At 47.2% G+C, this 26,532-nt stretch carries 29 protein-coding genes; 8 read left to right on the top strand and 21 right to left on the bottom strand.

Annotation, left to right across the window (positions count from 1 at the left end; genetic code table 11):
* Nucleotides 1–67: 67 nt before the first annotated feature.
* Both KNP96_RS11730 and KNP96_RS11725 read right to left on the bottom strand, forming a co-directional pair.
* The gene (locus KNP96_RS11730; protein WP_251135775.1) at nucleotides 68–694 is read right to left on the bottom strand and encodes a class F sortase; all 627 of its coding nucleotides are present in this window, start codon (nucleotides 692–694) and stop codon (nucleotides 68–70) included.
* The gene (locus KNP96_RS11725; protein WP_088836104.1) at nucleotides 654–1,448 is read right to left on the bottom strand and encodes a DUF4397 domain-containing protein; all 795 of its coding nucleotides are present in this window, start codon (nucleotides 1,446–1,448) and stop codon (nucleotides 654–656) included. The genes KNP96_RS11730 and KNP96_RS11725 overlap by 41 nt, the downstream gene beginning before the upstream one ends.
* A gap of 689 nt (nucleotides 1,449–2,137) precedes the next feature.
* Here KNP96_RS11725 and KNP96_RS11720 point away from each other — a divergent pair.
* Complete coding sequence (locus KNP96_RS11720) at nucleotides 2,138–2,548, top strand: transposase (RefSeq protein WP_214770629.1); 411 nt, start codon at nucleotides 2,138–2,140, stop codon at nucleotides 2,546–2,548.
* Between the two features lie 86 nt (nucleotides 2,549–2,634).
* Here KNP96_RS11720 and speB read toward each other — a convergent pair whose 3' ends face one another.
* The 3 genes from speB to KNP96_RS11705 form a co-directional block, all read right to left on the bottom strand.
* Nucleotides 2,635–3,507 (bottom strand): agmatinase, encoded by an 873-nt coding sequence (gene speB / locus KNP96_RS11715; RefSeq protein WP_204251415.1) that lies wholly within the window; start codon nucleotides 3,505–3,507, stop codon nucleotides 2,635–2,637.
* A 60-nt stretch (nucleotides 3,508–3,567) separates the two neighbouring features.
* Nucleotides 3,568–4,407, bottom strand: coding sequence for a polyamine aminopropyltransferase (gene speE / locus KNP96_RS11710; RefSeq protein WP_014969274.1), 840 nt, complete (start codon nucleotides 4,405–4,407; stop codon nucleotides 3,568–3,570).
* Between the two features lie 142 nt (nucleotides 4,408–4,549).
* Entirely contained in the window at nucleotides 4,550–5,224 is a 675-nt protein-coding gene (locus KNP96_RS11705; RefSeq protein ID WP_088836102.1) for an NAD(P)H-dependent oxidoreductase, read from the bottom strand.
* Nucleotides 5,225–5,621: 397 nt separating this feature from the next.
* Between KNP96_RS11705 and KNP96_RS11700 the strand changes: the two genes are divergently transcribed.
* Together KNP96_RS11700 and KNP96_RS11695 are read left to right on the top strand one after the other, a co-directional pair.
* On the top strand, nucleotides 5,622–7,178 hold the full coding sequence (locus KNP96_RS11700) for a BCCT family transporter (RefSeq protein WP_088836101.1): 1,557 nt from the start codon (nucleotides 5,622–5,624) through the stop codon (nucleotides 7,176–7,178).
* A gap of 75 nt (nucleotides 7,179–7,253) precedes the next feature.
* Nucleotides 7,254–8,096, top strand: coding sequence for a metallophosphoesterase (locus KNP96_RS11695; protein WP_251135774.1), 843 nt, complete (start codon nucleotides 7,254–7,256; stop codon nucleotides 8,094–8,096).
* A gap of 40 nt (nucleotides 8,097–8,136) precedes the next feature.
* Here the strand turns inward: KNP96_RS11695 and KNP96_RS11690 are convergent, their stop codons facing one another.
* Both KNP96_RS11690 and KNP96_RS11685 read right to left on the bottom strand, forming a co-directional pair.
* Entirely contained in the window at nucleotides 8,137–8,631 is a 495-nt protein-coding gene (locus tag KNP96_RS11690) for a YwhD family protein (protein ID WP_214770625.1), read from the bottom strand.
* A 68-nt stretch (nucleotides 8,632–8,699) separates the two neighbouring features.
* Entirely contained in the window at nucleotides 8,700–9,227 is a 528-nt protein-coding gene (locus KNP96_RS11685) for a hypothetical protein (protein WP_214767698.1), read from the bottom strand.
* A gap of 171 nt (nucleotides 9,228–9,398) precedes the next feature.
* Between KNP96_RS11685 and KNP96_RS11680 the strand changes: the two genes are divergently transcribed.
* Nucleotides 9,399–9,584 carry a 2-hydroxymuconate tautomerase gene (locus KNP96_RS11680; protein ID WP_029332386.1) on the top strand — a complete coding sequence of 62 codons (186 nt, stop codon included), beginning with the start codon at nucleotides 9,399–9,401 and terminating at the stop codon, nucleotides 9,582–9,584.
* An 89-nt stretch (nucleotides 9,585–9,673) separates the two neighbouring features.
* Entirely contained in the window at nucleotides 9,674–10,303 is a 630-nt protein-coding gene (locus tag KNP96_RS11675; RefSeq protein ID WP_214770623.1) for an NAD(P)-dependent oxidoreductase, read from the top strand.
* 80 nt (nucleotides 10,304–10,383) lie between these two features.
* Here the strand turns inward: KNP96_RS11675 and KNP96_RS11670 are convergent, their stop codons facing one another.
* The 4 genes from KNP96_RS11670 to KNP96_RS11655 all read right to left on the bottom strand — a co-directional run bounded on the left by KNP96_RS11670 (nucleotide 10,384) and on the right by KNP96_RS11655 (nucleotide 14,440).
* On the bottom strand, nucleotides 10,384–10,728 hold the full coding sequence (locus tag KNP96_RS11670; RefSeq protein WP_251135778.1) for a YciI family protein: 345 nt from the start codon (nucleotides 10,726–10,728) through the stop codon (nucleotides 10,384–10,386).
* 255 nt (nucleotides 10,729–10,983) lie between these two features.
* Complete coding sequence (locus KNP96_RS11665; protein ID WP_029332383.1) at nucleotides 10,984–12,162, bottom strand: NupC/NupG family nucleoside CNT transporter; 1,179 nt, start codon at nucleotides 12,160–12,162, stop codon at nucleotides 10,984–10,986.
* Between the two features lie 123 nt (nucleotides 12,163–12,285).
* Nucleotides 12,286–13,137 (bottom strand): phosphotransferase family protein, encoded by an 852-nt coding sequence (locus KNP96_RS11660; RefSeq protein WP_214767694.1) that lies wholly within the window; start codon nucleotides 13,135–13,137, stop codon nucleotides 12,286–12,288.
* Complete coding sequence (locus tag KNP96_RS11655) at nucleotides 13,121–14,440, bottom strand: HD domain-containing protein (RefSeq protein WP_088836094.1); 1,320 nt, start codon at nucleotides 14,438–14,440, stop codon at nucleotides 13,121–13,123. Before KNP96_RS11655 ends, KNP96_RS11660 begins: the two co-directional genes overlap by 17 nt.
* 146 nt (nucleotides 14,441–14,586) lie before the next feature.
* Between KNP96_RS11655 and lipL the strand changes: the two genes are divergently transcribed.
* Nucleotides 14,587–15,411 (top strand): octanoyl-[GcvH]:protein N-octanoyltransferase, encoded by an 825-nt coding sequence (gene lipL, locus KNP96_RS11650; RefSeq protein WP_088836093.1) that lies wholly within the window; start codon nucleotides 14,587–14,589, stop codon nucleotides 15,409–15,411.
* Between the two features lie 13 nt (nucleotides 15,412–15,424).
* Nucleotides 15,425–16,273 (top strand): DegV family protein, encoded by an 849-nt coding sequence (locus KNP96_RS11645; RefSeq protein ID WP_088836092.1) that lies wholly within the window; start codon nucleotides 15,425–15,427, stop codon nucleotides 16,271–16,273.
* Between the two features lie 112 nt (nucleotides 16,274–16,385).
* Here the strand turns inward: KNP96_RS11645 and KNP96_RS11640 are convergent, their stop codons facing one another.
* From KNP96_RS11640 to KNP96_RS11605, 8 genes are all read right to left on the bottom strand, one after another.
* Nucleotides 16,386–16,796: a hypothetical protein gene (locus tag KNP96_RS11640; protein WP_088836091.1), complete on the bottom strand. Its 411-nt coding sequence runs from the start codon at nucleotides 16,794–16,796 to the stop codon at nucleotides 16,386–16,388.
* On the bottom strand, nucleotides 16,793–18,400 hold the full coding sequence (locus tag KNP96_RS11635) for a flotillin lipid rafts scaffold protein FloT (protein WP_214770619.1): 1,608 nt from the start codon (nucleotides 18,398–18,400) through the stop codon (nucleotides 16,793–16,795). The genes KNP96_RS11640 and KNP96_RS11635 overlap by 4 nt, the downstream gene beginning before the upstream one ends.
* Nucleotides 18,376–18,897: an NfeD family membrane protein gene (locus KNP96_RS11630; RefSeq protein ID WP_088836089.1), complete on the bottom strand. Its 522-nt coding sequence runs from the start codon at nucleotides 18,895–18,897 to the stop codon at nucleotides 18,376–18,378. Before KNP96_RS11630 ends, KNP96_RS11635 begins: the two co-directional genes overlap by 25 nt.
* Nucleotides 18,887–19,126: a hypothetical protein gene (locus tag KNP96_RS11625; RefSeq protein WP_029332376.1), complete on the bottom strand. Its 240-nt coding sequence runs from the start codon at nucleotides 19,124–19,126 to the stop codon at nucleotides 18,887–18,889. Before KNP96_RS11625 ends, KNP96_RS11630 begins: the two co-directional genes overlap by 11 nt.
* A 143-nt stretch (nucleotides 19,127–19,269) precedes the next feature.
* On the bottom strand, nucleotides 19,270–20,469 hold the full coding sequence (locus KNP96_RS11620) for a multidrug effflux MFS transporter (RefSeq protein WP_088836088.1): 1,200 nt from the start codon (nucleotides 20,467–20,469) through the stop codon (nucleotides 19,270–19,272).
* A 12-nt stretch (nucleotides 20,470–20,481) separates the two neighbouring features.
* Nucleotides 20,482–21,615 (bottom strand): YfbR-like 5'-deoxynucleotidase, encoded by a 1,134-nt coding sequence (locus KNP96_RS11615; RefSeq protein WP_214770617.1) that lies wholly within the window; start codon nucleotides 21,613–21,615, stop codon nucleotides 20,482–20,484.
* Between the two features lie 58 nt (nucleotides 21,616–21,673).
* Nucleotides 21,674–22,429, bottom strand: coding sequence for a TerC family protein (locus KNP96_RS11610; RefSeq protein WP_088836086.1), 756 nt, complete (start codon nucleotides 22,427–22,429; stop codon nucleotides 21,674–21,676).
* A gap of 149 nt (nucleotides 22,430–22,578) precedes the next feature.
* Entirely contained in the window at nucleotides 22,579–23,436 is an 858-nt protein-coding gene (locus tag KNP96_RS11605) for a TerC family protein (protein ID WP_088836085.1), read from the bottom strand.
* Nucleotides 23,437–23,742: 306 nt separating this feature from the next.
* Between KNP96_RS11605 and folE2 the strand changes: the two genes are divergently transcribed.
* Nucleotides 23,743–24,648 (top strand): GTP cyclohydrolase FolE2, encoded by a 906-nt coding sequence (gene folE2 / locus KNP96_RS11600; RefSeq protein ID WP_029332371.1) that lies wholly within the window; start codon nucleotides 23,743–23,745, stop codon nucleotides 24,646–24,648.
* A 174-nt stretch (nucleotides 24,649–24,822) separates the two neighbouring features.
* On the opposite strand, the gene KNP96_RS11595 is transcribed toward folE2, so the two are convergent.
* Nucleotides 24,823–25,269, bottom strand: a complete 447-nt coding sequence (locus KNP96_RS11595; RefSeq protein WP_214770614.1) for a GDYXXLXY domain-containing protein — start codon at nucleotides 25,267–25,269, stop codon at nucleotides 24,823–24,825.
* Nucleotides 25,266–26,459, bottom strand: a complete 1,194-nt coding sequence (locus KNP96_RS11590; protein ID WP_214770611.1) for a DUF2157 domain-containing protein — start codon at nucleotides 26,457–26,459, stop codon at nucleotides 25,266–25,268. Before KNP96_RS11590 ends, KNP96_RS11595 begins: the two co-directional genes overlap by 4 nt.
* Between the last annotated feature and the right edge of the window lie 73 nt (nucleotides 26,460–26,532).

Genomic DNA, 26,532 nt, shown 5'->3' with positions numbered 1-26,532 from the left:
GTTGAGCTTCATCTAAAAAAAGACCAACCCATGACGGATTGGTCTTTTTTTGATTCCGTATTGCTTGTTACTCTTCCACTTGATCGGCGGTTACGACTAACCGTTCATCATACCCTTTTGATTTCGTAAACGTTCCGATACACGAAATCAACGTCAGGCGTTTAGCGACCGTTGTCCCAAAAATCGAACCAACGGGTGCTTCATCTACAGGATAGGAGGTTACGTTTGTCACCACGTAAGATATCGTCTGCCCTGCTTTTGATCGTAACTCGATTTGTTGTCCTTGTTTCATCTTTGCTAAATCGTAAAATACGGCGGGACCTTCCGTGTCATCTAAATGACCTGCGAGGATGACATTTCCGGTTTGGTTCGCCTCCGCGCCGTATCGGTACCAACCCACTTGATCGGTTTTTTTCGGAACATCCATCCGCCCTTGCTTGTCTTTCCCCACGATTTCAACCTTTGCTTGCACGTCAATCGCATCAATCGATAGTGTCGCCGGGATAAAACTAGCCGTTTCACGACTTTCTTGTACGGATTCAGGTATTGCTTGCTCGATTGCAGGTGTCGCTTGCTCGACTGGCTTCGAAGGAGGAACAGATTCTTCTGTTCCTCCACATCCAGCGAGAATGAGAAAGATCAGAAAGAAACTGTTACGCGTTTTGTTTACGGCGAATGACATAACTTGTTCCAACTAGGGCCGCTCCAGCAAGTGCTACAAGTGCCCAAGTCGTTGCCATTGAAGATGTGTCTGCTGATCCACCAAGTCCTGTGTCTGGCATCGCAGCCATTTCACCGCCATCTGGAATCAAGAGCACATCAAACGCGGGTTCTCCTTCAAGAAGACCGATTGCAAGCGCTGTATAGTTTTTACCGCTATCTAATTTAACACCGTCGAGTGCTTTGACAACATCCATCGCGCCCGCTGGTCGTACTTCAAGATCATACGTGCCGGCATCGAGTGTTCCATAGTCTGAGACTTTCGAGAATTCAAGGTCACTGAAGAGTGCGTCTCCACCTTTAGGGGCGACATCAACAGCTGGTGCGTCCGGTGCAAAGTGCGCGACACGAACCATTGATTTTCCATCTTCACCTTGACCATTGTCTTCCATGACAGCGAGTTTAATATCTGCTAATTTACCGATTGCCGCGACTGAGTAAAATTTTCCGGCTTCAATGTTGAGTGTTTGAGAAAGTACAGGATCTTCTGTTGTTCCTGCAGCGAAGACTTCAACTTTATGTTCTCCTGCCGGAAGAGTGAGATAGTCTGTGACAGCTTTGAATTCCGCTCCTGAGACAGCTGTTTCGCCATCGACGGCAATATCAACTGCCGGAGCATCTGGTGAAGCGTGAATTACACGCACCATTGCGTCATCTGCTGCACCTACCGGTAGCACGAATAGTGCAAACAAAAACGCAGCGGTAACGAACGATATGAATTTCTTCATCATTTTTTCCACCTCTCGTGTCATAATGTATTTCGCTTCTCAAGCCAACCTTTCATTCTAGAATAAAATATTTCATTCGCGGTGACATCTTGAATTTAAACTAATTTGCAGTACTTTGTAAATATTCCGATGTGCTGAGAGTAACAGTTGTACGCTATCCCCTTTCGGAGTCTCCAGCATCTCACTACCGTATTCCATTCACCCCACCTTCTTTAACTGAAACTGATAAACTGTACAAATGAAGAAATGTACTGCCCATCCTATGTCTTTTTAGACGCATCATGTTTTTCAGCACCACATGGATCGGTTTATCGATCATATGATTCAAGCGGCAATCTTTCGGGATGTTGTAAAAAAAAACAGGCAGGCGTCTATATGATTACACTACCCTTTGCTAAGCATTTGTAACGTCCGAATGTAGATTCGAGACGGATTGCGCTCTAAACAATCTACATGCCCGGCTTTCTGTCACGATGTTACCTAAAAAGCGTCACGTTTCGTTGACTCCTACGGGAAAAAGTGCGTTTTTAACGCACTTTCAGAGGCAGGCAAGACCCTGCTCATTGTCCGCTAGGATCCAAGGAGCAGCGGCTTGCGCCTCGCCCGAAGAAAGCAACGAAAAAAGACGCTTTATCTCCCAATAGCACGTTGTCTACAGTCTGAAAAAAGTAGCGTACAAGGACAACCCCTTGTACGCTACTTTTTTACATATCCCGCAATCATTTCGGCAATGGCCGAAAAAGAATGAGAAAGACATCGCAGATGTTTCAGATTTGTTATGCGAATATCCGGATCTTTCAATCCCATTCTGCTTCATCCAAGGATTCCGAGAAGCAATACGTGTGCGAGATAGTGATGAACTACTTCGTTTGATTATGAACCCGAAAGTCACGGCACATCCGAGACTCGCTCGTTTTGTGCGTCGCCTCAAAAAAGACCTTCCGGTCATTTTGGCAGCTTGTCAGTATGAAGAAAACAATGGCTACGTGGAGGGCAATGTCAATCGATTGAAAATGATCAAACGCCTCATGTATGGGCGTGCTAACTTCGATCTACTCCGTATTCGAGTGCTCTGTCGCAATCCAGATCCGGAGTATTAATATTTTAAGAAAATGATAGTGTTTAGTTGGGAATATGCTCGTCAACATTCACTAACATTGCGTAAGAACCATCATTTCAGACAAATTTACTTAATGAAACCAATCATCATTTCACGTAAGACTTTCGCAGCGGCAATCGCTGTCATGTCAGACTGATCATATGCCGGGCAGACTTCAACGAGATCGGCTCCGATGACGTCGACGTCAGCACGTGAAATCATGTGGACGACTTCAAGTAACTCTTTTGTTGTCACGCCGCCGATTTCCTGTGTACCTGTTCCTGGTGCAGCAGACGGATCGAGGACGTCGATATCAATCGTCACATAAACTTTTTTACCGGCAAGCTTCGGCAAAACAGTCTTTAACGGTTCAACGATTTCATACTTGAACAAATTGTAACCGGACGTCTTCGCCCACTCGAATTCTTCTTTCATCCCTGAACGGATGCCGAATGAATAGCAGTTTTCCGGTCCAATCAAGTTGGCGATTTTTTTGAGTGGTGTCGAATGCGAGAGCGGTTCACCTTCATACTCGTCACGTAAATCCGTATGTGCGTCAAAATGTAAGACGACGAAATCATCGTAGTGTTTATCAAAGGCTTTAACGACCGGCCACGTCACGAGGTGTTCGCCCCCCATACCGAGCGGGAACTTACCTGCCGTCAGTAACGAATCGACATACTCTTCAATCATGTCGAGTGACTTTTGGGCATTGCCGAACGGCAACGGAATGTCACCCGCGTCAAACAATTTCGCATCGGCGATATCGCCGTTTAAATACGGACTGTATTCTTCGAGACCAAGTGATACTTCACGAATCCGCGCCGGGCCAAAACGTGATCCCGGGCGGAAACTGACCGTCCAGTCCATCGGCATGCCGTATAACACACCTTTTGCATCTTCGTGAGTCGGTTGACTCGCGATAAAGACTTTACCTGAATATGCTTCATCAAAACGCATTTCTATTCCTCCAGTCATAGAAAGGAGTGTCCCTGAAAACGGAACACTCCTACTTTGAAATTAAATCGTTAAATCTTTGACGAACTTTGGCAACGCGAACGCTGCTGTATGAAGTTCCGGTGTATAGTACTTCGTTTCGATTTCATGGAAACGCTCTGGTGCGACAGCGAGTGGATCATGTTTTTTCGATCCAATCGTAAATGTCCACAGACCGCTCGGGTACGTCGGAACGTTCGCGATGTATAGTTTTGTGATTGGGAAGATTTCTTTGACGTCACGTTGTACATCACGGATCAAGTCTGGTGTAAACCATGGGTTGTCCGATTGTGCGACGAAAATACCGTCTTCTTTTAATGCTTTCGAGATTCCAGAGTAGAATCCTTTTGTGAACAGGTTGACGGCAGGACCGACCGGCTCTGTCGAATCGACCATGATGACATCGTATTCGTTGACCGCTTCCGCGATGTGCATGAATCCGTCACCCACAATGACTTCGACGCGTGCGTCGTCTAAACCACCTGCGATGTTCGGAAGGTATTTCTTCGAGTACTCGATGACCTTGCCATCAATTTCGACGAGAACTGCTTTTTCGACCGATGGGTGTTTTAAGACTTCACGGATGACTCCGCCGTCTCCCCCACCTACGACGAGAACCGATTTCGGGTTCGGGTGTGTGAACAATGGGACGTGTGCGACCATTTCGTGATACACGAACTCATCTCTGTCCGTTGTCATGACCATCCCGTCAAGTAACAACATTGTACCGAACTCGTCCGTCTCAACCATCTCCAGGCGTTGAAACTCCGTTTGTTCGCTCTCATAAACGTGGTTGACACGGAATGTGATACCGTAATCTTCCGTTTGGTGTTCCGTGAACCATAACTTTAATTTTTGTTCCATTTGCGATAGAACCCCTTTCTTTCTCAAGACAAAAGTTGTTCGTATGCGAGTGGCGTTTACGGCGCTTCTTAATCATACAAATGCGAGTATACCGAATTTTGAAAGAAACTTCTATATAATTCGAAAAAAACTATCTGAGTGTTTACTCGACGAAAGTGACGATTTCATCCAAGTCACGGCGTTGTTTCGCACGTTTCGGTTCATCCGCCCGGTAACCGAACGCTACCATGACAGGAACCGTAAATACAGTCCGGTCGAGTAAATCATGGTCGACTAAGATTTTTTCAATCGCCTCTTGATCAAATCCTTCAATCGGACATGAATCGATTCCGATTTGTGCTGCCGTCGACATCATGTTTCCGAGCGCGATATAGGCCTGTTTCGCTGACCAGTCTTCCATCGCTTTTTCATTATTCCCGATTTTAAAGTCTTCTTCGAGGAAAAGACCATACCGCGTCGTCCGCCCTTGTTTTGCCTCGTCTGACAAACCGAGTGCGTCCATCATGTGCGTGACATGCGGACCATCTGGTTGCATTTGCGCACCTGTCCGTGCAAGGAAAATGACATAATGGCTCGCTGTCGGCAATTGTCCTTGGGCACCCCACGAGACGGCACGAAGTTCTTCACGCAATGCTTCATTTTGGATGACGAGCATGTTCCAAGGCTCATAACCAAATGAACTTGGGGAGAGACGCGCGGTTTCTAAAATAAATGCGAAGTCTGCTGGTGTGATCTTTTTCGAAGGATCAAATGCTTTCGTCGCATGACGTGATTGAAAGGCTGCTAAAATAGCTTGTTTTTTCTGTTCGTGACTCATCGTTCGATTCCTCCAGTGATTTTGATCGATTATTTCACAACGATAGCAAATCTGAAATCACCCGTCTGCTATTCTGCTTGATATTAAATATTACAAATCAATCTTTTCGGGAAATACTAGAGAAACAAAAGAAAAATTAGATTTTTTCATTTTTTTCAAAAATCGCTACGCAAAGCCAGTTCAAACGACTGTACCACCCTATTTTTCTAGAAATCCCCATCTTTCATTACCCACAGCATTTGCCATCCTTACTATAAGTTTGTTACGGTAGTAACTTGCGTGATAAGGTTTTGTTTTTGAAGTTACGGGTATTACTAATCGTTGTATAGCAATTTTTCAGTATTTACAACATGAAACAAAACAAACATGTAAAATTCGAAAGAAGGTGTTGACCACGATGGAAAATAATCGAAAAAGCAAGATCACGAACGTCTTTATTGTATCCGTCATTTTCTGTGTGCTCTTTACCATATGGGGAATCTTACCTGAATCACTCATTGGTGCCGCAAATCTTGGCAACGTAACAGCAGTCGCACAAAACTTTGTTACAAATGGCTTCGGCTGGCTCTACTTATTCGGTATGAGCGTCTTTTTATTAGTTGCAATCTTCCTCGTCTTCTCGCGTTTCGGTTCTATCCGACTCGGAAAAGACTCTGATCGCCCTGAATATAACCTGATTTCTTGGTTCGCGATGCTCTTTAGCGCCGGTATGGGGATTGGGCTTGTCTTCTGGGGTGTTTCAGAGCCATTGACACACTTCCATACACCACCGGTTGCGACGAGTGACCCGACTGAAGCAGCACGTCTTGCGATGCGCTATTCATTCTTCCACTGGGGACTTCACCCATGGGCACTTTATGCAATCGTCGCTTTAGCAATCGCTTACTCGACATTCCGTAAAGGACGTCCTGCGACAATCGGCGATACTGTCGCTTCACTTATGAAACCGAAATATGAAGCTGCAGGTAAAGGGACAGTTGAAGTTCTCGCGATCGTCGCAACAGCATTCGGTGTTGCCACTTCACTTGGACTTGGCGCCCAGCAAATCTCGGGCGGTTTACATTTCCTCGTCGGAGGTATTCCAAACTCGTTCATGACCCAGCTCCTGATCATCCTTGTTGTTTCAGTCCTTTATATGATTAGTGCTGCTTCTGGTCTCGACAAAGGTATTGTACGCCTCAGCCACGCGAACCTTGTTCTCGCGGCGCTCTTGATGGTCGGCGTCTTGTTCCTCGGACCATTCAGTTTCATCATGGATTTATTCGTTCAAACAACAGGTGCCTATTTACAAAACCTGCCGATCATGAGTTTCCGTGCCTCAGCCTTCAATCCGGACGAACGTTCATGGATTAACGGCTGGACGATCTTCTACTGGGCATGGTGGATTTCTTGGTCACCATTCGTCGGTACGTTCATCGCACGTGTTTCAAAAGGACGGACGATTCGTGAATTCGTTCTCGGTATCTTGCTCGTCCCAACAATTTTCGGACTGCTCTGGTTCTCTGTTTTCGGTGGATCGGCAATCTGGAACGAACTTTTCAACAGCGTAAACTTAATTGATACAGTTAACGATAAAGGTGTCGAAACAGGTATGTTCGCCTTGTTCGAGACATTTGGTACACTTGGTACGATTCTTAGTATCGTAGCTGTCTTCTTGATTACGACATTCTTCATTACGTCAGCTGACTCAGCAACGTACGTACTCGGAATGCTCTCTTCAGGCGGTAGCTTGATGCCAAGCCTTCGAATCAAATTGACATGGGGTGTCATCCAGTCTTCAATCGCAGCTGTTTTACTTTATGCCGGTGGGCTGAGTGCTCTCCAAGCTGCCGCGATTTTAGCCGCCTTCCCGTTCATCTTCGTTGTCGGGATGATGGTCATTGCCTTGTTCATTGATTTGTATAACGAACCTGAAGAAAAGAAAGCATCTGATGATTTAAAGAAAGAAGCATAATCATGTCAGGCACCTCTTCCGCAATGCGGACTGAGGTGCCTTTTTGGTATGCTTAGTGAAGAGAGGAGTGAGGTCTTGCGCGTCAGAAAACGCTGGTTCGTTTCATTAGGGGTTCTTGTCTTAGGCGGTTGGTTTTTATATCAAGAAAATAATGTGATTGAAACGACCGCAATCACGATTGAAACAGAACGACTGCCAAAAGCATTCGATGGCTATACAGTCGTCCAAATCGCTGACTTACATGGGAAATCCTTCGATCCAAAACAAACGAAGCTACTCAAAAAAATTACTCAAGCACAGCCTGACCTCATCGTGATGACCGGGGATTTAATCGACTCTCGCCGAAACGGAGAAGCCGCTGCGCTGACTTTGATGAAACAATTGACTGCGGACTATCCTGTCTATTTCGTCACGGGAAACCATGAAGTTCGTCGCAACTTGACCCTTTTACCAAAACTCGAAGCGATTGGTGTACAAATTTTACAGAATACGGCAGTCCCGCTCGAATATAACGGTGCAAACATTGCTCTACTCGGCATCGACGACCCAACGACGACACGCTGGAGCGAAGGTCTCCAAGAGTCTGACGGAACTCGGAAAAGCCTCGCCTCCGCACAAGAAGCTGTCGATCGATCGACGTTTCAACTCTTACTCGCCCATCGTCCGGAATATGTACCGCTCTATGCGGAGCGGCAAATTGATCTCGTTCTGTCCGGTCATGCTCACGGCGGTCAAATCCGACTTCCCTTCACAGATGGCTTGTATGCACCTGGACAAGGATTTTTCCCGAAACGGACGGCCGGTCAATATACAATGGATACGACACAACTCATCGTCAGTCGCGGTCTTGGCAACAGTCTCTTCCCGTTTCGGTTGTTCAATCGTCCCGAAATCGTTGTCATCACTTTAAAGTCATGATAAAAAATCGCCGCCTCCTAGGAGACGGCGATTTTTTTAGTTATGCGAGTGCATCATGTAACTCAGGCTCTGCGTTCGCCCACATTTCCGGTTTATGTGTCATCAGGAATTCACGAAGCAGTCCTTTTGACGTATCGTCCATCTGATCGACGACGATGCGTCCCTTGAGTGACTTGTCCATCTTATTGACGTGATCAGCTAAGATTTTAAACCCGCGCCGTGTTTCGACATCGACTAATAAATCGCATGCTGCGACGCCTCCATAATAAAACCCTTCTGGCTTACGTCCTACCGTGACCCAAACGATCCAGTACAGTTTCCCATTCGGTGCGTCCGCTCGATCCGTCGTGAACTTAATCCGCTTCTCAATCGCTGCTTTCGCATGCATGGCACCCATATCGATGTATGCTTCGCCGTCCTCTGGCGAGATGATGACCGGTGACATACTGTTCAAACTGAGTGTCCCGACGCCAAATCCACCATGTCCGTCTGTTGAATTATCTGAAATGATATTGAAGTTAATCTTCTTTTCCATCTTTACTCGACCCCTTTTACAGCTGTTGCCTCTATCATACCGCATTCAACTGCTGACGCAAGTCCCGCTTAGCGTTTCACTTGTTCCAGCTGTTCTTTCGTCACACGCCGAATCGTCGGCAGACGGAGACATTCAAGTGAGGTCAATTCTTCATGCACAGGTGGATTTGATTCTTCCAAGCGTGTCAATGCCCGGTCGTAAAGTGTCTGTGCCGCACGACCAAACAAAATCACGCGTTCAAGCGACGAGCAACGAGACCGAATCGCCCGCAGTTGTTTAGCAAGCTCCCGGACACGCTCCTCGACTTCTGTTTCAATCTCAGGCGGTAACTTCCGATTTTGGAACAAGGGCTTAAAGCGGTCATCCTCTTCAAGCAACGTCACCATTCCATAACGTTTCGCTTCCGGCGTACCAACGAGTGCCGCTAATTCTTTATCCGTCACAAGTCGACCAAACGGAATGCTTTCATCAAAAATGACTTCTGCGACTTCCAAACCCTTCGTCCCCGATAGTGGATACGTCGTGTCCTCTGGTAATGCCCGGTCGAAAATAAGCAATGTATGAATCTTTTTTCGTATAACAGATTCCATTTCCATTGGTGTCACCTCTTCATCCTAAGTTTTCCTCTCGACTACTTCTCTTTTACATGCCCCCACTCCTGTCTTATACCCGTCTTTTCGTGTTTCGATGTCGCTGTTTGACGGCTCCCCTGCTCCATACGGTATACTGAGGGCGTATTGCCATTATGTTTTTAGGAGGAACGATTTATGCCTTACGTTACCGTTAAAATGCTTTCAGGACGGACTGTCGAACAAAAACGTGCACTGATCGAAAAAGTAACAGAAGCTGTTTCAGAAACAGTCAATGCTCCAAAAGAAAACATTACCGTCTTCATCGAAGAAATGGAAAAGACGGACTATGGACAAGCAGGCGTCATGTTTGCCGATAAATAAGGAACTAAAAAAGGATGGACGATGCGTGTTGCTCGACCATCCTTCTTTCTTATACCTATAACACCATGAACGAGAGAGGATGAATTATGATGGCAACGCTTAGCCTTTTAGGGGCAACGGGACGGACAGGGCGCCCATTGCTCGATTTATTGTTACAAGCCGGTCACAATGTCCGCGCGCTCGTCCGCTCGACCGATCACATGTTACCGGAGCACCCGCAATTGACGATCATTCAAGGAGATGCAACGGAAGTAACAGATTTAGAGAACGTCATTCAAGGTTCATCTGCCGTCTTCAGTTGTCTTGGTACGGATCAGCAACATGTTCTTTCAACAGCGATTCCCCATCTCGTCACGAAAATGAAGGAACAACAGATCGAACGGATCATCTTCATCGGGACGGCTGGCATTCTCGATGCCTCAGAAGAACCCGGGAAGTACCGCTTCCAGTCAAGCGAATCGCGCCGCCGTTCGACAGTGGCTGCTGAAGATCATTTGAAAGCTTATTTGACATTAAAGGATGCTGACGTTGACTTCACTGTCATCTGTCCGACTCAATTGACGGAAGACGATGAAATCAATGATCTCTTAATTGAAGCACCCCGCTTCACACAGGAGACAGGACCGATTCCTCGTCGCAACGTCGCCCGTTTTGCTTTTGAAGCCTATCACGAACATCTCTTCAGTCGTAAGCGCGTGGGGATTGCTTCCCATCAATGATTTCAAAAATCAACATGACGATGAATCCCGTGCGCCGTCAGGCATGCTGGATTCATCGTCATGTTTTAGTTTGCTTACTTTCAATCAAACACTTGTCGTAGTTCAATTTCCCCTTCACCACGCCCTTGCGGATCCGGCATCCGTAGTGCCCAGTCGATTGCTTCTTTTCGTGACGCGACATCGATCAAAATAAATCCAGCAATCAATTCCTCTGTTTGCATGAATGGTCCTTCCGTAACGATCGGTCGATCTCCAGGTCCACGATAAGAAAAGCGCATCCCGTTCGAGCTCGGATGGAGTCCTTTCGCCATCACATGTATCCCTGCATCGCGTAACGCTTGATTGTACTCGGACATCGCTTCCATAAGCTCAGGACTTGGACGCTCACCCGCTTCTGCACGCTTTGATCCTTTAACGATCAACATAAATAGCACGTTCAGCATCTCCCTTTCTCGAAAGTCGCTAAAATGATGTATTAACCAATTCCACCATCCCCTTCTCCGCAAACCAAGATGCATCTAACCAAATCAATTCTTGTGGCGGATGTTTCCGACATCCTCGCTTTCCAGGTAAGCCTGGAGAGAGCAACGAAAATAGATGACGCTTGTCTGGTCCACAATTTTTTTCTACAATCTAAAATACCCGCTGACAACGATGTCAGCGGGTATTTTAAGTTCTCATTAGATGATGACACTGACGACGATTGCTGTCAGAACACTGACAAGCGTCGCACCGTACAATAATTTAAGACCGAAGCTCGCAGCGACACTGCCTTGGCGATCGTCGAGTCCTTTAACTGCACCCGCGATGATCCCGATTGACGAGAAGTTCGCGAATGAAATCAAGAAGACCGATACGATTCCGAGTGTACGCTCTGAGAATTCTTTCGTGTACTCAGGAAGACTGAGCATCGCGACGAATTCGTTCGTGATCAATTTCGTTGCCATGATGCTACCAGCACTGACTGCTTCTGCCCATGGAACACCCATGATGAAAGCGAATGGCGCAAAGATGTACCCGAGAATTTCTTGGAACGAGATACCAAGAACCATCAAGAAGATGTCGTTGACCATCCCAATCAATGCGTTGTATCCGATTAACATCGCACCGACGATGATTGCGACTTTAAATCCATCCAAGATGTATTCGCCGAGCATCTCGAAGAACGTTTGTTTCTCTTCGACGATTTCTAAGATATCTTCGTTTGGATCGACTGTATACGGATTGATGATTGAAACAATCATGAATCCACCAAAGAGGTTTAAGACGATGGCCGTAACGACATATTTCGGTTCCACCATTGTCATGTAAGCACCGACGATTGACATTGAAACGGTCGACATCGCCGAAGCACACAATGTATAGAGACGGTTTGCCGGTAATTTACCGATTTGTTTTTTGACTGTGATGAAGACTTCAGATTGACCGATCGCTGCCGAGGCGACGGCGTTGTATGATTCAAGTTGTCCCATGCCGTTAATCTTCGACAAGACAAATCCGATTCCGCGCATTAAGAGCGGGAGGATTTTCGTGAACTGTAAAATTCCGATTAATGCTGAGATAAAGACAATAGGAAGAAGAACGTTGATGAAGAATGGCTGTGCCCCTTCATTCGCAAGTCCACCAAAGACAAAGTTAATTCCGATTGCTGCATAACCAAGTAACTTTTCAAAGACACTCGCTACACCGCGGATGATAATATAACCGAACGACGTGTTCAATAAGATGAATCCGAGAACGAGCTGAAGCACTAGCATGACCGCAAGCGGTTTCAATTTGATACTTTTACGATTGCTGCTGACGAGTAGAGCTAGTCCAAAAACGACGACCAGTCCGAGTAACGCGATTAAATATTTCATGAAGTACCCCTCAATCTATTAGTTGTTTATCAGTTGTACATAAGTACGATGTCTGACGTTTAATCTCTGTCCCAAGTACTAGAATAATCAACATTCGTCAGAACTGCAATAGGTAAAGTTCATTTAGTAACCGCTTTCGTTATTTTCATAAACTTTCAAGACAAAGTTTTCCAGGCGTTTCCGAACATTGTCCTGACTGAGGTTTCGCTTTCCATATGCTTCCCACCCCGGATATACAGTAATTGTTTCGGGTCCAAAATCGAAAACAGCATTTAAGTCCCATCTCCGATCGTAAGTAAGCCCGCTCATCGCCTGATAAAATTTTAAAAACCGGTCCGCAACTTCGACGGACTCGAGTAAAGCAAGGTTCAGCCGGCAATGCGCCACGTCTGCTTCAATCGGTCCAACACATGCACTCACCCAATCAACTACGTTATACTTTTCCCCTAAATCGTATAACACATTAACCGGATGGAAATCACGATGGATGAATCGAATCTGTTCACTAGGCGCTGGTGCTGGTGCACTTGCCCAGTCCCAGGCGGCGATTTCGGTTGCCCAGGTCGGAACGACACGGGTTTTACTATAGGGTTTATATACATACGAAGTTTTTGGGACCGGTAAGCGATGAATTGCGACTAACGTCCGTGCCAGTCGCTCCACATACAGATCGTCAAGTGGCGTAAGTTGCACCACCCCTTGGACATACGTCATCTGAAGCCAAGGTGGAATCTCGCCGATCCACGCTTCTTGATACTTGAGGACGCGCGGTGCAAGCGGCCCCGCCGTCTTTAGCGCAAAGACCTCGTGCGCGACGAGGTCCTGTTCTTGTTGCAACCAGTTTGGATTCGTATGGATTCGGATAACACTGTCGCCCGCCCGTACGACGAGCGACGAGGTCGCCCCGGGTAAAACTTCCGTCTCAATTCCGGACAACCCGACCTGTTCTAAAATCTGCTCAATGACTCGTTTCATTTGAGTATCCTCCGAGCAACAGTTGATCAATCTGCATCTTTTCATTAGCGAACTCACGTAAGTCATACAAGATTTCTTGCGGATAAAACAACTTTTCATCCGTCTGTCTTGAATTCGCGATCGCTTCGACGAGTGGGGAGACTTGTGAGATTTCTTTTTTCTGCCCGTCTTTCATTTGGAGCATGATCGGCTGTTTACTGATTTCTCCGTTCTCTCCATATAAATCATACGGAAGGCGACTTAATTTATCTTCTAACAAGTAATATGCCGGATCGAGTCCGATTTTATTGAACAGTTCTGCTAGTTTTTCATGGATTGCTTCCCGCTTTTCTGGTGGGTAGTCGACGTACTTAAATAATTTTCGATTGACGAACCGACGTGACAAGTCACTAAGAATCGCATCGTGTTCTTCCATCCATTGTTGGAAATAGAAATAAACAATCGTTTCATCAAGCGCGAGGTAATTCTTCAACGCCATCGTTTGGTCAAATAACGGAATCAAATGAACCGGATGGATGTCAAACACATAACCCGAGGTATACAGTTCCTTCGCCCGCTCGAGAATCGCTTTTAATAAGTAATCGCTCGATCGTGTGACCGGGTGCAGATAGACTTGCCAGTACATCTGATACCGGCGCATGATGTAGTCTTCAATCGAGTGCATGCCTGATTGTTTGACGACCATCTGATTGTGTGCGGGACGTAAGACACGCAACATGCGTTCTAAATCAAACTTCCCGTAACTGACACCGGCGAAATGGGCGTCACGCAATAAGTAATCCATCCGGTCGACGTCGAGTTGCGAACTGATCATCGTCACGAGCAACTGGTTCGGATGCGTCTTATTGATGACGGAGGCGACTTCTTCCGCAAAGCCTTCGCCAACTTGATCGAGGACTCGTTTGATTTCCGTATCCCCGAGAATGATTCGTTCCGTCCACTCCTCGTGATCGACACCAAAGACATTTTCGAAGGCATGGGAAAAGGGTCCGTGCCCGACGTCATGAAGCAAGGCTGCGACGAGCGTCAGCTCGCGGTATTGGTCATCCCAGTCAGCACGACCGTTAAAGACGTCAATCAGTTGGCGTGTAATCTCATACACACCAAGCGAATGATGAAACCGTGTATGCTCCGCTCCGTGAAACGTCAAAAAGGATGTCCCGAGTTGTTTGACCCTGCGAAGCCGTTGAAACTCCTTTGTTCCAATCAGTTGCCAAATCAATTGGTCGCTGACATAAATATAACGATGAACCGGATCTTTAAAGACCTTAGTTTCTCTTAATTGACCTAGTGACTGATACATGTCATTCTCCCCTTCATCTGGTCGTTCTCTTCGTTGTTTTCAATTTAGGGGCAGTCTGTTCCTGTCAGACTATCCGCTTCTTACATAAAGTTTACACTGGCTATGCTATAATGATGTCGCAAATCTACAAAAAAAGGAACGAGCCAATGGGAATCGAACTCTTAAAACAAGAACAATATCGTATTTTTGATCAAACGTCACTCGGAACGACATTTCATGCCACCCAATCGTTCGCGATGGACGACACGCTTTGTGCCTCCGTCGCAACAGAAGGTGCGGCACTTCGTTCTTGGGTGCACCACGAAACGGTCGTCCTCGGGATTCAAGATGCCCGTCTGCCTCACTTAACAGAAGGAATCGACGTCTTGAATACACACGGCTTTCACCCCGTCGTCCGAAATTCGGGCGGACTCGCGGTCGTCCTCGATGCAGGTGTCTTGAACATTTCGCTTGTCCTACCAGAACGGGGCGGCATTGATATCGACAGCGGCTACGAAGCGATGCTCGCCCTTGTGCAGCACATGTTCAGAGACGAAACCGATGCGATCGTCGCTGGCGAAGTCGTCGGCTCATATTGCCCCGGCTCTTACGACCTTTCGATATTCGGTAAAAAGTTCGCCGGGATTTCGCAACGACGTGTCCGCGGGGGGGTCGCCGTTCAGATTTATTTATGTGTCAACGGAAGCGGGAGTAAGCGCGCAGCACTCGTGCGCGACTTTTATGAAGCCGCCCTGCAAGGCGAGGAAACAAAATTCACGTATCCTGTCATCATTCCGGACACAATGGCCTCTCTTGAGGAGTTACTTCAACTTCCGCTTACGGTCGAACAGTGTTTACTCCGTGCTTACCGTGCCTTGATGGCACTCGGCACAAATTTAGTCCCGTCCGTCCTCGATGAAGTCGAAAATGAACGATTCGGTGTAAACCTGGGCCGGATGCTCGAACGAAACGAAAAAGCCCTAGGTAAGTAAAGGAGAGAACGCAATGGTACGATTCATTACCGATAGTGGTGCCGATGCACCGCAAGAATTATTAGATGCCCATGACATCACAATCATGCCGTTCGGTGTATTGATTGGAGACGACACGTATTTTGACGGCGAAACGATTTCGCCGGAGGAGCTCTATGCTAAAATGCGTGACGGTGCTGCGCCAAAAACTTTCCAAGTCGAGGTCACGCGGATCGCGGAAGTCTTCAAAGCACACTTCGAACAAGGGGAACCGTTCCTCTATCTCGCTTTTTCAAGTGATCTATCCGGCACCTATCAAACGGCAACGATGCTCGCAGAAGAACTCGCCGAACAATATCCCGATGTTCCGTACGCCGTCATTGATACGAAAACAGCATCGACCGGTCAAGGACTCTTCGTCCTTGATGTCGCGACCTTCGCGAAAACACATACGTTTGACGAAACAAAAGCCTATGCAGAACAAAAAGTGAATTCGATCCGTCACTTGTTCACGGTTGAATCACTCGAGTACCTGATGCGTGGTGGTCGTGTGTCACGTGCGAGTGCCTTCATCGGTGGATTATTATCGATTCTGCCGCTCTTGACGGTCGAAGACGGTAAGTTGATCCCGAAAGAAAAGATTCGTGGTCAGAAAAAGGTCATGAACCGGATCGTCGAATGGATGGAAGAAGCGCGTCCGATGATTGACGGACACCGCATCATCATCGGTCACGGTGACTCGATTGAACGGGCCGAGATGCTCAAACAATTGATTGAAGCCCAGTTCTCTCCAAGCGAAGTCTTGATTACGATTGCCGGAGCGGCCATCGGTTCGCACACCGGACCGGGACTGCTTGTCATCGGCTATGATTTGCCGGCCTGACAGCCGCTTGATTTTATCCACACTAAAAAATCCGAATGATTCCCCTCTTCTTTATCAGAAAAGGTTGGATCATCCGGATTTTTTTGTTTTTAAAACCTGTCATTTCACGGTTTCATCGTCTCGATGCATACGGTGTCCGCTCTGTTCTCGGTTCAAAAAGTCCGAGCAACAAAAAGCGGAACAATACATACACAAACAAAAGCAATGTCACCAGTTCAAAGAACAAATAGCCGACATCTTGCAAGGACAGTCCTGTCCGGATTCCGTTCCACAAGTAGGCCAGATCTATTGTCAACAGACCGATTAGACCGGCAGCGAGCGCTTCCGCCCGTGTCAGCGGATGGTGAAGCGAATAGGAAACCCGCTTGACGTTGAAGATGTTCTGGATTCCGTCCTCTGATGTATAGCCTTTATACAGCGCGAACGCCGAACCGATTGCTACGAGGAAAAGTGCCGAAAGCGGGGCAACCAGATTTACGATAACCAGCAGAAACAGCATCGGCAAGACAACGTTCGGTTTCATTCAGACTTCGTTCCCGACGCGACCGGTTCCCCTTGATTCAAGTTGACCGTCAACGGTTTGGCTGTCCCTTTTCCAGAAAAGTTCTCAATCAATTCTTTGACATCGATTCCGGAAGAAGCCTTCAACGTCTCTTGGAGTGACGCCATCAAGTCCGTCGCATAACCCGTCACACGGTTCGCACCGCCACCTTCACCGTTCCCTGTATCGACGACCGTGATCTTGTCGATGTTACCGAGTGGTGCTGCGATTTCTTTCGCATACTCCGGCATCATGCGAATGACCATGTCGATGTTACCGAGTGGTGCTGCGATTTCTTTCGCATACTCCGGCATCATGCGAATGACCATGTCGAGAATCGCCGCTTGTCCGAATTGTTCGAAGGCTTGGGCAATCTTCTCTTTTGCTTCTGCTTCCGCAAGACCTTTCAGGCGGATGATGTCCGCCTCGGTTTCCCCTTGTGCCCGCTCGGCGTCGGCTTTTGCGAGACCATCAAGGCGAATCCGTTCCGCATCGGCCTTCGCTGACGCTTCAATCCGGTATTTCGTCGCATCGGCTTCTGCATATTGTTTCGCCCGGTCCGCTTGTGCTGCCTGTTCGATCGAGTACCGATCGGCATCGGCACGTTTTTTAACTTCTGCGTCGTACTGTTTCTCGCGACGGAGAATTTCACGTTCTTCGAGTTCGATTTGTTTTTGCCGTTCGATGATTTTGATTTGCATTTGTTGCTCTGTGACTTCTTGTTGCGCGCGTGCATTTTCTAAGTCGTAGGCTTGGTCGGCTTTCGCCTTCGCGATGTCTTGTTCGCGACGATAGTCTGCCATCTTCAGCTGGTTTTCTTTTTCCGCTTCCGCGATTTCAGTCGCGCGCTCGAGCTCTGCTTTTTTCGCATCTTTTGAAGCTTCCGCCCGCTTGATCCGCGTTTCTTTTTCAGCATCCGCCGTCGCGATATCAGCGTCACGGCGTACTTGCGCGATGCGTGGTTTCCCGAGTGATTCGAGATAACCGTTTTTATCGCGGACATCTTTAATCGTGAACGAGACGATGATCAGTCCCATTTTCGCGAGATCTTGTGACGCGACACGTTGCACTTCTTGCGAAAATTTATCGCGGTTCTTATAGATTTCTTCGACCGTCATCGATCCAAGAATCGACCGCAAGTGACCTTCGAGGACTTCCCGCGCCTCACTTTCACGGTCTTCCTTTGATTTCCCGAGGAATTGCTCGGCTGCCGTCGCGATTTCCGAAATCGAGCTGCCGATTTTAATGATTGCCGTTCCATCCGCCATGACCGGAACACCTTGTTCCGTATAAACTTCAGGCGTTGTTACTTCGAGCTTGCTCGACAGTAAACTGAGCGGTGTCGCCTGTTGGAAGACAGGCAAGATGAATGCCCCGCCACCGCGAATGATTTTAACGCGGTTACCGGATTCATCCGTATTGACACTTGGACTATTTCCGAGATAACTCCCCGACACGATTAACGCTTCTTCTGGCCCAACTGTCCGATACTTCGTGATAAATAGAGCAACAAGCGCTAAAATGAGCGCGCCGGCGATAATCGCCACAATAATAACTGGATTCACGTAAACATCTCCTCTTTCCATTGGTTCGGGTAGGTCATGACGTGCGCCACCCCTTGTTTGATTTCAATGATGATGACTTTCGTTCCTTGATCGAGTGGCGGTCCTTCAAATAAAACGGCTGATTTTGAAATCCGTCCGGAGACATCATCGACTAAAATTTCTCCATATCCGTCACTCGGGATCGATAAAATGACCGTTGCACTTCTTCCTTCTAGCATCTGCTCGGAAAAACCCAGCGACTGCTCGGCTTCGGCAAGCGGTACAAAAATGAACAAGTGCACTAAGGTCGTCAAAATAAGACTGATGAATCCACTGAGCAATAAGATCATCAATGAGCTCATGGCTGTTAAATGCTCAAGTCCGAATCCGAAAGCCGACGTTAAAATGACGAATGATAAAATCAACGTCGGATGAAAAATTTGATCGACGCCCGGAACCAGGTCCGAGAACACGACCGATAACAAAACGCCACATCCTGCTGCTGCCAGTGCATAGAGATACAACGTACTAACGTCCATCTTCTGTCACCTCGATAAAAGCACTCGAGCCATAAAGCTGATGATAAATCCGTTTGTATTCATGCCGGTTTTCTTCATACAGCAGGTGTGCCAGCTCACGCTCACGCGGACTGGTGTCTTCTTGCAAACGCCGTGCATACTTTTTCTGTGCCGCGTAATGACGCGCTAGCAAACTTTCGAGTGCTCCTTGACTTGGCGTGGCCGCGACAGGTTGACGTCGTTTTCTCATCTTCGTGCTCCTTTCCTGTTTAATCCGTTCAGTTTTATGTACGCTAGTTTTTGGAAATGGTTTCAAAAACCAATTTCCTTTTTCCATTTTTCATGCGGATAAACAAAAAAACCGAAGAGCAATGCTCCTCGGTTTTAATCCGTTTACTTTTTCCGTTTAACAATCAAAACATAGTAGATGACGAGTGCTGCACAATCAAGTGTCATGATAATCAACCCCATCGGTAAAGCCGAGTCCTCGCCCATGATTCCGACGAGTGGTGAAACGAGTGAACCGACGAGCATCGGCAAGAGACCGAGCAAAGCAGATGCGCTCCCTGCCGTCTTCCCGTAGTTTTGCATCGCAAGTGTAAAACCAAGCGTTGAAATCAGACCGACGCTCGACACAACGAAGAAAAGTGGAATCATGACAAAAATCAAGGCATCGGATAAGGTCAAGCCGAGGAACAACAAGATGCTTGCCGTCGCAACAATCATTAAGGCAATCCGCATCAATTTCTCACTATCGACGCGACCGGCGAGTCGTCCTGCGATTTGAGCCGCGATGATGATTCCAATCCCGTTCAAGCCGAACAGGAAACTAAACTGTTGCGGACTCGCACCGTAAATGTTTTGTAAAACGAACGGCGAACCGGAGATATAGGCGAACATCGCACCCATGACGAACGCTTGTGCAAAGGCGTAACCGATGAACACGCGGTCCGTCAATAAACGACCAAACGTCCGAACCGTCGTCGCGAGATTCCCTTCGACCCGGTGATGCACCGGCAGTGTTTCCGGTAACCGGAAAGCAACGGCAAGCAGCATCATCGTACTTAAGATGGCCAGTAAATAGAACACCACATGCCAATCACCGAACCGTAAAATTTGTCCACCGATGACTGGTGCTAAAATCGGAGCCGTCCCGTTAACAAGAGATAAAGCAGCAAAGAACTTCGTCAATTCCGGTCCTTCAAACAAATCACGAACGATCGCGCGCGAAATGACGATGCCGGAAGCACCAGCCGCCCCTTGCACAAAACGAAGTGCAATCAACACTTCGATTGTCGGAGCAAACGCACATGCAAGCGAGGCGAGGAGATAGGCGACGAGTGCGAGCATTAAGGGACGTTTCCGTCCACGGACATCGCTAAGCGGTCCGACAATCAATTGACCGAGCGCCATGCCAAGCATACATGCCGTCAAACTCAATTGAATCATCGACGCACTCGCCCCGAATGAACGGGACATGTCGGGGAAAGCAGGTAAATACATGTCGATCGAGAGCGGACCGAGTGCTGCCAATGAGCCTAAAATTAAAATCAAGGTAAGTCGTTTCGTTTTCACGAGTGAAACATCTGCCATCCGATTTCCTCCTTAAGTCGTTACGTAATCCAAGTCGTGCAAGACATAGGCGAGGAAAAAGACGACAGATGGATTTTCGTAAGCCGTCTGGACTTTCTTCAGTTGCGCCCGGTAGCCTGTCTCATATTCCACTCCGTTCAACTTGCGTTCCATATTCATTTTAATCAACGCATCGAGCTTATCGACGACATCTACCATCTGTCCTTCATACGTATCATCTTTCGCTTCGACGAGAAAACGATAAAATTCTGTTCGCATCACGTCAGGTAATAATCCAATCAACGCCTCCCCTTCTGCCCGTTCATAGGCCTCAAAGGCAGCTGCCGTGACCGGCGTCGCATGTTTGACCGGTCCGAGGACGTCCCCTGTCGTCCCTTCGACTAAATCGTGACAGAGCAAACGCGAAACGACTTCAGCCGTATCGATCGTAACCCCGTACTTTTTCGACTCGATCAGACCGTTGAACAAGCCGAGGGAAGCCGCCCGAAACGCATGTGTCGCGTCATTGTCATCAATCGTATTGAAGCGCCCTTTCCAGCGTCGAATCGTATCCATCATCAATGCATTGTCAATGAAATGTGCCATCTCGTCTTCGGCAAAGACGGATGTCGTCAAGCGACGGATGGCATATAACGAGTGTTCGAGTAAATAGTTTTTCAGTTCAAGCGTTTTTGCTTCAAAGAACGGTGACGCCGTCATCCGTGCTTCCCGTCTTGCGAACAACATCGCGTCGAACGTATCGATCGCTTTAACGATTTGCCCTTCAATCGTGTCATCTTCGGCATGGACGAGATAGTCTGTAAATTCTGTTTGAAGCGATTTTGACAATAAGGCGACGAGTTTCTCACTCGCCTGTTGCTCCATCGCCTGAATGTGATCATGAAGTGTCGGCTCTTTTTTCGTCCGGTGTTTGATTGGACCGGTGATCACTTCGTTCATATCGTGAAACAGTGCCTTTCCTAATAAGCGCAGGCGATCGATTTCAACGGGTTGCTGCTCTTGTTCGATATAGCTCGCCATTAAACTAAATAGAGCGACGCGAAAACTATGACTTGCGGCGTTGTCTTGAAAACGCGGAGCATACTCATCCCAACGTGGTACGTTCTGCATCCGTGTCAGCATTCGAATAAAGTTACCGTTTTGCATGAAATCTCCCCCAAAATCAAAAAGGACAGAGGAGTTGTGACCCTGTCCAATTTTTGTATTATTTTTCTTCTTTGACACCACTTCTAAACCAGCCGATGACAAGAATCAGTCCGAGAACGACCCAGAAAATCGTCTGCCAGAGCGTGCTTTCCGGAAACTCGTGCGGTAAGACATGAATGGTCGGGTGTGCAAGCGTCATGATGACGAGCTTAACCCCGACCCAAGCGACGAGCCAAAATGCTGCTTCTTCAATCCCTGGTCGTTTTTGGAGTAAAACAACGAACCAGCTTGCGAAATATCGCATGATGACAAGTCCGATGATCCCACTGAAGAAGACGACCCAAAATTGTCCCGTGTTCAGTCCACCAATCATCCCGCCGACCATCGGTAATGTCGTCGCCATGGCAACGGCCGCGAGTGTCGAATCGACGGCAAACGCTAAATCAGATAATTCGACCTTGACGACCGTCCACCAAAAATTCGGCGATTCTTTTTTGGATGCCATCGCATCCGGTATTTGATGTTTGTTTGATCGTGCCTCGACGATTCCTTTAAAGGCGACATAAAAGAGGTACGCTGCACCAAGTGCCTGTAACTCCCAAACAGTCGCTAAGTACGACGCAAAGAAAATCGCGATGAAACGAAGGACGAGTGCCCCGATTAGTCCGTAAAACAACGCTTTTTTTCGTTGATCGTCCGGTAAAGGACGAACGAGTACCGCCATGACCATCGCATTATCAGCCGACAGCAATCCTTGTAAGATGATCAGGACGAGCCCGACCGTCGCATACTGCGTAATTAATCCAATATCCATAAAAACGAATCCCCTTTTTGTTCACTAGGTTCATTATAATCTTTGTACCTGTAAAAGAAAAAGACGGAAGCTTGAACCTTGTGTTTCTATCTTCCCCCTTTTTTCGGAGTTCACACTAAAAAAGACCCTCCAGTCGGAGAGCCTTTCGCTTAAAGATGTTGATCCACTTTTTTCTCAGCATCTGGATTTGGTTTTGTTTTCGGTGAAGAGAACCAACCCCAAACTGCGAGACCGACCATGACCGTCCAGAAGAACGCTTGCCATGGCGTACTGTGAGCAAAGCCTTCCGGTAACTTCATCGCTTCAAAGATTGTTCCTTCAATCGATGCGTGATATTTCGGATGCTCAAGGGCAAGAACGGCGAGCTTGACTCCGACCCAAGCGACGATTGCGAATGCCGCTGTTTCAAGTCCAGGACGTTCTGCGAGTAGTCTGACGAAGACGCGCGCTGCGAAACGCATCAAGACGACACCCATCAAACCACCTGTCAGGATGACGACGAAATGTCCGGCATTCAATCCACCAATTTCATTTGTCCCCCAGTCAGGTAATGCGACGGCGAGTGCGACCGCTGCAAGAATCGAATCGACGGCGAATGCAAGATCGGCGAATTCAATTTTAGCGACTGTTTTCCAAAACTCCGCTTTTGAGACGGGCTCATCCGATTTCGGTTCTTGATCGAGCTCACTGTCCGCCCCATGATTTTCACCGAGCCGTCGTGCCTTGACCGTTTTATAAATATGCCGTAACCCCATGATAAGCAGGTATGCTGCACCAAGTGCTTGAATCTGCCAAATATCAACGAGGAACGAAATCGCGAACAATGCCGCGAAGCGGAGGACGAACGCTCCTGCCAAACCATAAAATAAAGCCTTTTTCTGTTGTTCGCCTGGTAAGTGTTTTACCATGACGGCGAGGACGAGTGCATTATCTGCTGAAAGTAGTCCTTCGAGTGCGATTAAAACGACGACTACCCAGGCATATTGTAGTACTAACTGCCAATCCATCTACTTCATTCCTTCCTATCTTATAAGTTTCACAAAGGCATTAACTAAAAAAAGATTTACGCGTTCATATGAACATATACTATCCGATTCAGTACAGACTTGCAAGTGTCCCTTATGATGAGTTTAGCAAACTGTTGATTCTGAGCCTTGCTAGTTTCGTTTTGCTAGCAGTTCATGATAAAATTCATATCAACAGTTCAACATAGTGCAAACACATTTGCGGAATCATCAGAGTTGCTCGTCTCTAGCATTCCTGTCATGTTATTACTATTGATAAAATACAAAAGGACAAAGGGGCCAATTGAAATGTCTACCTACCCGATTACACTACCAACAAAAGAAGAGCGTCATAAGCTTTTCGGTTCTGTTCCCCCTGTTAAAGGAACAAAACCTACTGAAAAAGATAAAATGGTTGATCTTCAAAATACACCAAAGAATTTCTTGTTTGCACTTGATGCAGTCGGTATTTCAAACGTCAAACATCCTGTCGTCATCCAAGATGGTGACAAAACGCAGGCCACTGTCGCGACGTTCGAGCTTTCGACATCACTCGTTCAAGACCGTAAAGGCATCAACATGAGTCGCTTAACGGAGCAACTCGATCAGTACCATCAAGAAGGATGGGTCGTCACGAACGAATCACTGATTCAGTTCGCGCGCGATTTAGCCGAGCGGATGGAGCAGTCTGAAGGTCAATTAACGATTCGCTACCCATGGTTCTTCACGCGTAAAGCACCGGCAACTGGACTCAGCGGTCTGATGAATGCCGAAGTCTGGCAAACGGTCAGTGTCGATACGGAAACGAATGAAGCAACGTTGACGGTCGGGTTAACGATCAATGTCACGACACTCTGCCCATGTTCAAAAGAAATCAGTGAGTACAGTGCCCATAATCAACGTGGTTACGTCACGATGGAAGCATCGCTTCGTGACGAGGCAGATGACTTTGACTGGAAACAAGAATTACTGGATGCGGCTGAATCAAATGCATCAGCACCACTTCACCCGGTCCTCAAACGTCCGGATGAAAAACGTGTTACGGAGATGGCTTACGAAAACCCACGCTTCGTCGAAGATATGGTCCGCTTAATCGCGGCTGATCTCTACGAAATGGATGCGATCGCAACGTTCTTCGTCGAATGCCGAAACGAAGAAACCATTCACCAACACGATGCCATCGCTCGAATCACGTTCGATAAAGACGCACAATAAGTCTTATACCACCCTCGCCCTAGATGACCTCTTCGTTGTCTAGGGCGTTTTTTCATTAACCGGATGCACTTTTTTGAAACGCCTGGAAGCAATGAAGAAATCGGCATGACTTGAAACAATATTAAAAATGAGAGGAAGGACCTAGTAATGGTCCATCCTCTCATTTTGTTTTTTTTACTCGTTTCGGAGCAATAAGTCCGTCGCCCGAACGGTTCCCCATGGCGAAACATCAGCTTTGACTTCTAATTTTTCCGCATCCTCATACCCTTTCCCTGTACCTTGTTCGACATAATATTGAGTCAGCTGAGAAATCGTCACGTATTCATCGTAATACTCACCAGCAACCGAACCGAAAAAGCGGTCATTCGAGATTTTATCAATTCTTGCATATCCATCTTCCCCCGTTATAAACGTAACGTAGACAAGTCCTTGTTTGACAGAAGCATCCGGTTTTAAATCTGGATACTGCAACACGACGTACTCCCCGTAAATCGGATCAAATGGATCAAACGGCTCTGCCCGGAAGCGGTAACTCTCTCCAAACCACGAAATCGCATAAAAACTGAGCACGACAAGCAAAACAATCAGTGTCTGAATAAACGCAAACCCGTACTTTTTCATGCCGACTGACCTCCTTCACGACGTCGTTGCATCCACCAGAGCACACCGGCAATCAAGAACACGAGTAAGGCCCCGCCTAAGAAAAAGAGTGACATATTCAGACGATTCCAAGCATAAATGAAGTAAACCGTCAGTTGAACGGCAATGAAATACACGAACGGAATCAGTAAACGATGACCGGTTCGTTCTCGCTCAATCAAATAAACGAATGCCATCACTTCAACTAAAATCGCCATCAAGATCGCTTGATCCTCGAACCATAAGAGTCCGACCAAACCGAGCGGGACGATGAAAAGGAGCGGACGGTAACGTACATAAATCAAACTTCCGACCGCCGCTGCGGCAAGTACAAGTAAAATCGTTTCGACGAGCGAAATCGGAGCAGTTGTCGTTTCTGCGCGGACAGAGAGATAGACCAGTGAGTTAATGGCTGCCGTAACTAAATAAAGTGCGTAAAGGAGCGGGCGTTTTTGTTCCTCTCGAACAAGTAACAGTAATGGAACGAGGAAAAATAAAGTCCAAATCGGCCAAAGAATGCCTTCGTATGACACGAGAAAAAACAATTCCAATCCTGCGAAGTAGAGGAGCAACCAGCTAAAGATCAGTGACGGAAACGTTTGACTGAAATAGAACCAGGCTACGGATATCAGAATTAAACAGACAAATGACGTCCAGTCGAGAAACGTCGCGTACTCACTCCCGAAGCTGCCGATTCCCGTAAAAATATTCAATCCCGCCAAAAAAGCGACGACAGCGTAGGCAGCGTGACGCCAAACGAAAAAATGACCGAGTGCCATAAGAAAGATTACCCAGGCAATGAATGAGCTTTCAAGCGACATATGAAAAGTTTGGACCGTGACAATCAATGCACCAAGGAACGCGAGAATCCCGAGTATCCGGAACGCCACGGGATTCCAAATCGTCCGGCGTTCGGAAATATCAGCTAGCACATAACAACTGATCATGATGACAAGAACGAGTCCGATTTTGACCAATGCCGGAATGACTTGCCAATTAGCCGCTAAAAAACTGAGTAAGGCCAAGCCGACAAACGTCAAGCCGACAATCAACAGTAAGGGCGTCCGCTTTTTGAATTGGTGTCTGTGTTCGTACGCTTCAATCCGATCGACGGTTTCTGCATCAAGCAATCCTGCTTCCTGCCATTCTTTCAACTTTGTCAATCGCGCCATCTTTCCACCTCCTAGGACTCAACACTACACTTATATTTTTCCCGTTTTCCTATCGCTTCAAGCAAATTCACAA

Source organism: Exiguobacterium sp. s133, assembly GCF_018618595.1.
Taxonomy (GTDB): Bacteria; Bacillota; Bacilli; order Exiguobacteriales; family Exiguobacteriaceae; genus Exiguobacterium_A; species Exiguobacterium_A oxidotolerans.
This window is presented reverse-complemented; position numbering and strand designations above follow the sequence as displayed.

Coding starts and splice junctions, on each gene's coding strand:
- KNP96_RS11725 (WP_088836104.1), bottom strand. CDS start 1,448: ATGAAGAAATTCATATCGTTCGTTACCGCTGCGTTTTTGTTTGCACTA.
- speB (WP_204251415.1), bottom strand. CDS start 3,507: ATGCGTTTTGATGAAGCATATTCAGGTAAAGTCTTTATCGCGAGTCAA.
- speE (WP_014969274.1), bottom strand. CDS start 4,407: ATGGAACAAAAATTAAAGTTATGGTTCACGGAACACCAAACGGAAGAT.
- KNP96_RS11705 (WP_088836102.1), bottom strand. CDS start 5,224: ATGAGTCACGAACAGAAAAAACAAGCTATTTTAGCAGCCTTTCAATCA.
- KNP96_RS11700 (WP_088836101.1), top strand. CDS start 5,622: ATGGAAAATAATCGAAAAAGCAAGATCACGAACGTCTTTATTGTATCC.
- KNP96_RS11690 (WP_214770625.1), bottom strand. CDS start 8,631: ATGGAAAAGAAGATTAACTTCAATATCATTTCAGATAATTCAACAGAC.
- KNP96_RS11685 (WP_214767698.1), bottom strand. CDS start 9,227: ATGGAAATGGAATCTGTTATACGAAAAAAGATTCATACATTGCTTATT.
- KNP96_RS11680 (WP_029332386.1), top strand. CDS start 9,399: ATGCCTTACGTTACCGTTAAAATGCTTTCAGGACGGACTGTCGAACAA.
- KNP96_RS11675 (WP_214770623.1), top strand. CDS start 9,674: ATGGCAACGCTTAGCCTTTTAGGGGCAACGGGACGGACAGGGCGCCCA.
- KNP96_RS11670 (WP_251135778.1), bottom strand. CDS start 10,728: ATGTTGATCGTTAAAGGATCAAAGCGTGCAGAAGCGGGTGAGCGTCCA.
- KNP96_RS11665 (WP_029332383.1), bottom strand. CDS start 12,162: ATGAAATATTTAATCGCGTTACTCGGACTGGTCGTCGTTTTTGGACTA.
- KNP96_RS11660 (WP_214767694.1), bottom strand. CDS start 13,137: ATGAAACGAGTCATTGAGCAGATTTTAGAACAGGTCGGGTTGTCCGGA.
- KNP96_RS11655 (WP_088836094.1), bottom strand. CDS start 14,440: ATGTATCAGTCACTAGGTCAATTAAGAGAAACTAAGGTCTTTAAAGAT.
- lipL (WP_088836093.1), top strand. CDS start 14,587: ATGGGAATCGAACTCTTAAAACAAGAACAATATCGTATTTTTGATCAA.
- KNP96_RS11645 (WP_088836092.1), top strand. CDS start 15,425: ATGGTACGATTCATTACCGATAGTGGTGCCGATGCACCGCAAGAATTA.
- KNP96_RS11640 (WP_088836091.1), bottom strand. CDS start 16,796: ATGAAACCGAACGTTGTCTTGCCGATGCTGTTTCTGCTGGTTATCGTA.
- KNP96_RS11635 (WP_214770619.1), bottom strand. CDS start 18,400: ATGGAAAGAGGAGATGTTTACGTGAATCCAGTTATTATTGTGGCGATT.
- KNP96_RS11630 (WP_088836089.1), bottom strand. CDS start 18,897: ATGGACGTTAGTACGTTGTATCTCTATGCACTGGCAGCAGCAGGATGT.
- KNP96_RS11625 (WP_029332376.1), bottom strand. CDS start 19,126: ATGAGAAAACGACGTCAACCTGTCGCGGCCACGCCAAGTCAAGGAGCA.
- KNP96_RS11620 (WP_088836088.1), bottom strand. CDS start 20,469: ATGGCAGATGTTTCACTCGTGAAAACGAAACGACTTACCTTGATTTTA.
- KNP96_RS11615 (WP_214770617.1), bottom strand. CDS start 21,615: ATGCAAAACGGTAACTTTATTCGAATGCTGACACGGATGCAGAACGTA.
- KNP96_RS11610 (WP_088836086.1), bottom strand. CDS start 22,429: ATGGATATTGGATTAATTACGCAGTATGCGACGGTCGGGCTCGTCCTG.
- KNP96_RS11605 (WP_088836085.1), bottom strand. CDS start 23,436: ATGGATTGGCAGTTAGTACTACAATATGCCTGGGTAGTCGTCGTTTTA.
- folE2 (WP_029332371.1), top strand. CDS start 23,743: ATGTCTACCTACCCGATTACACTACCAACAAAAGAAGAGCGTCATAAG.
- KNP96_RS11595 (WP_214770614.1), bottom strand. CDS start 25,269: ATGAAAAAGTACGGGTTTGCGTTTATTCAGACACTGATTGTTTTGCTT.
- KNP96_RS11590 (WP_214770611.1), bottom strand. CDS start 26,459: ATGGCGCGATTGACAAAGTTGAAAGAATGGCAGGAAGCAGGATTGCTT.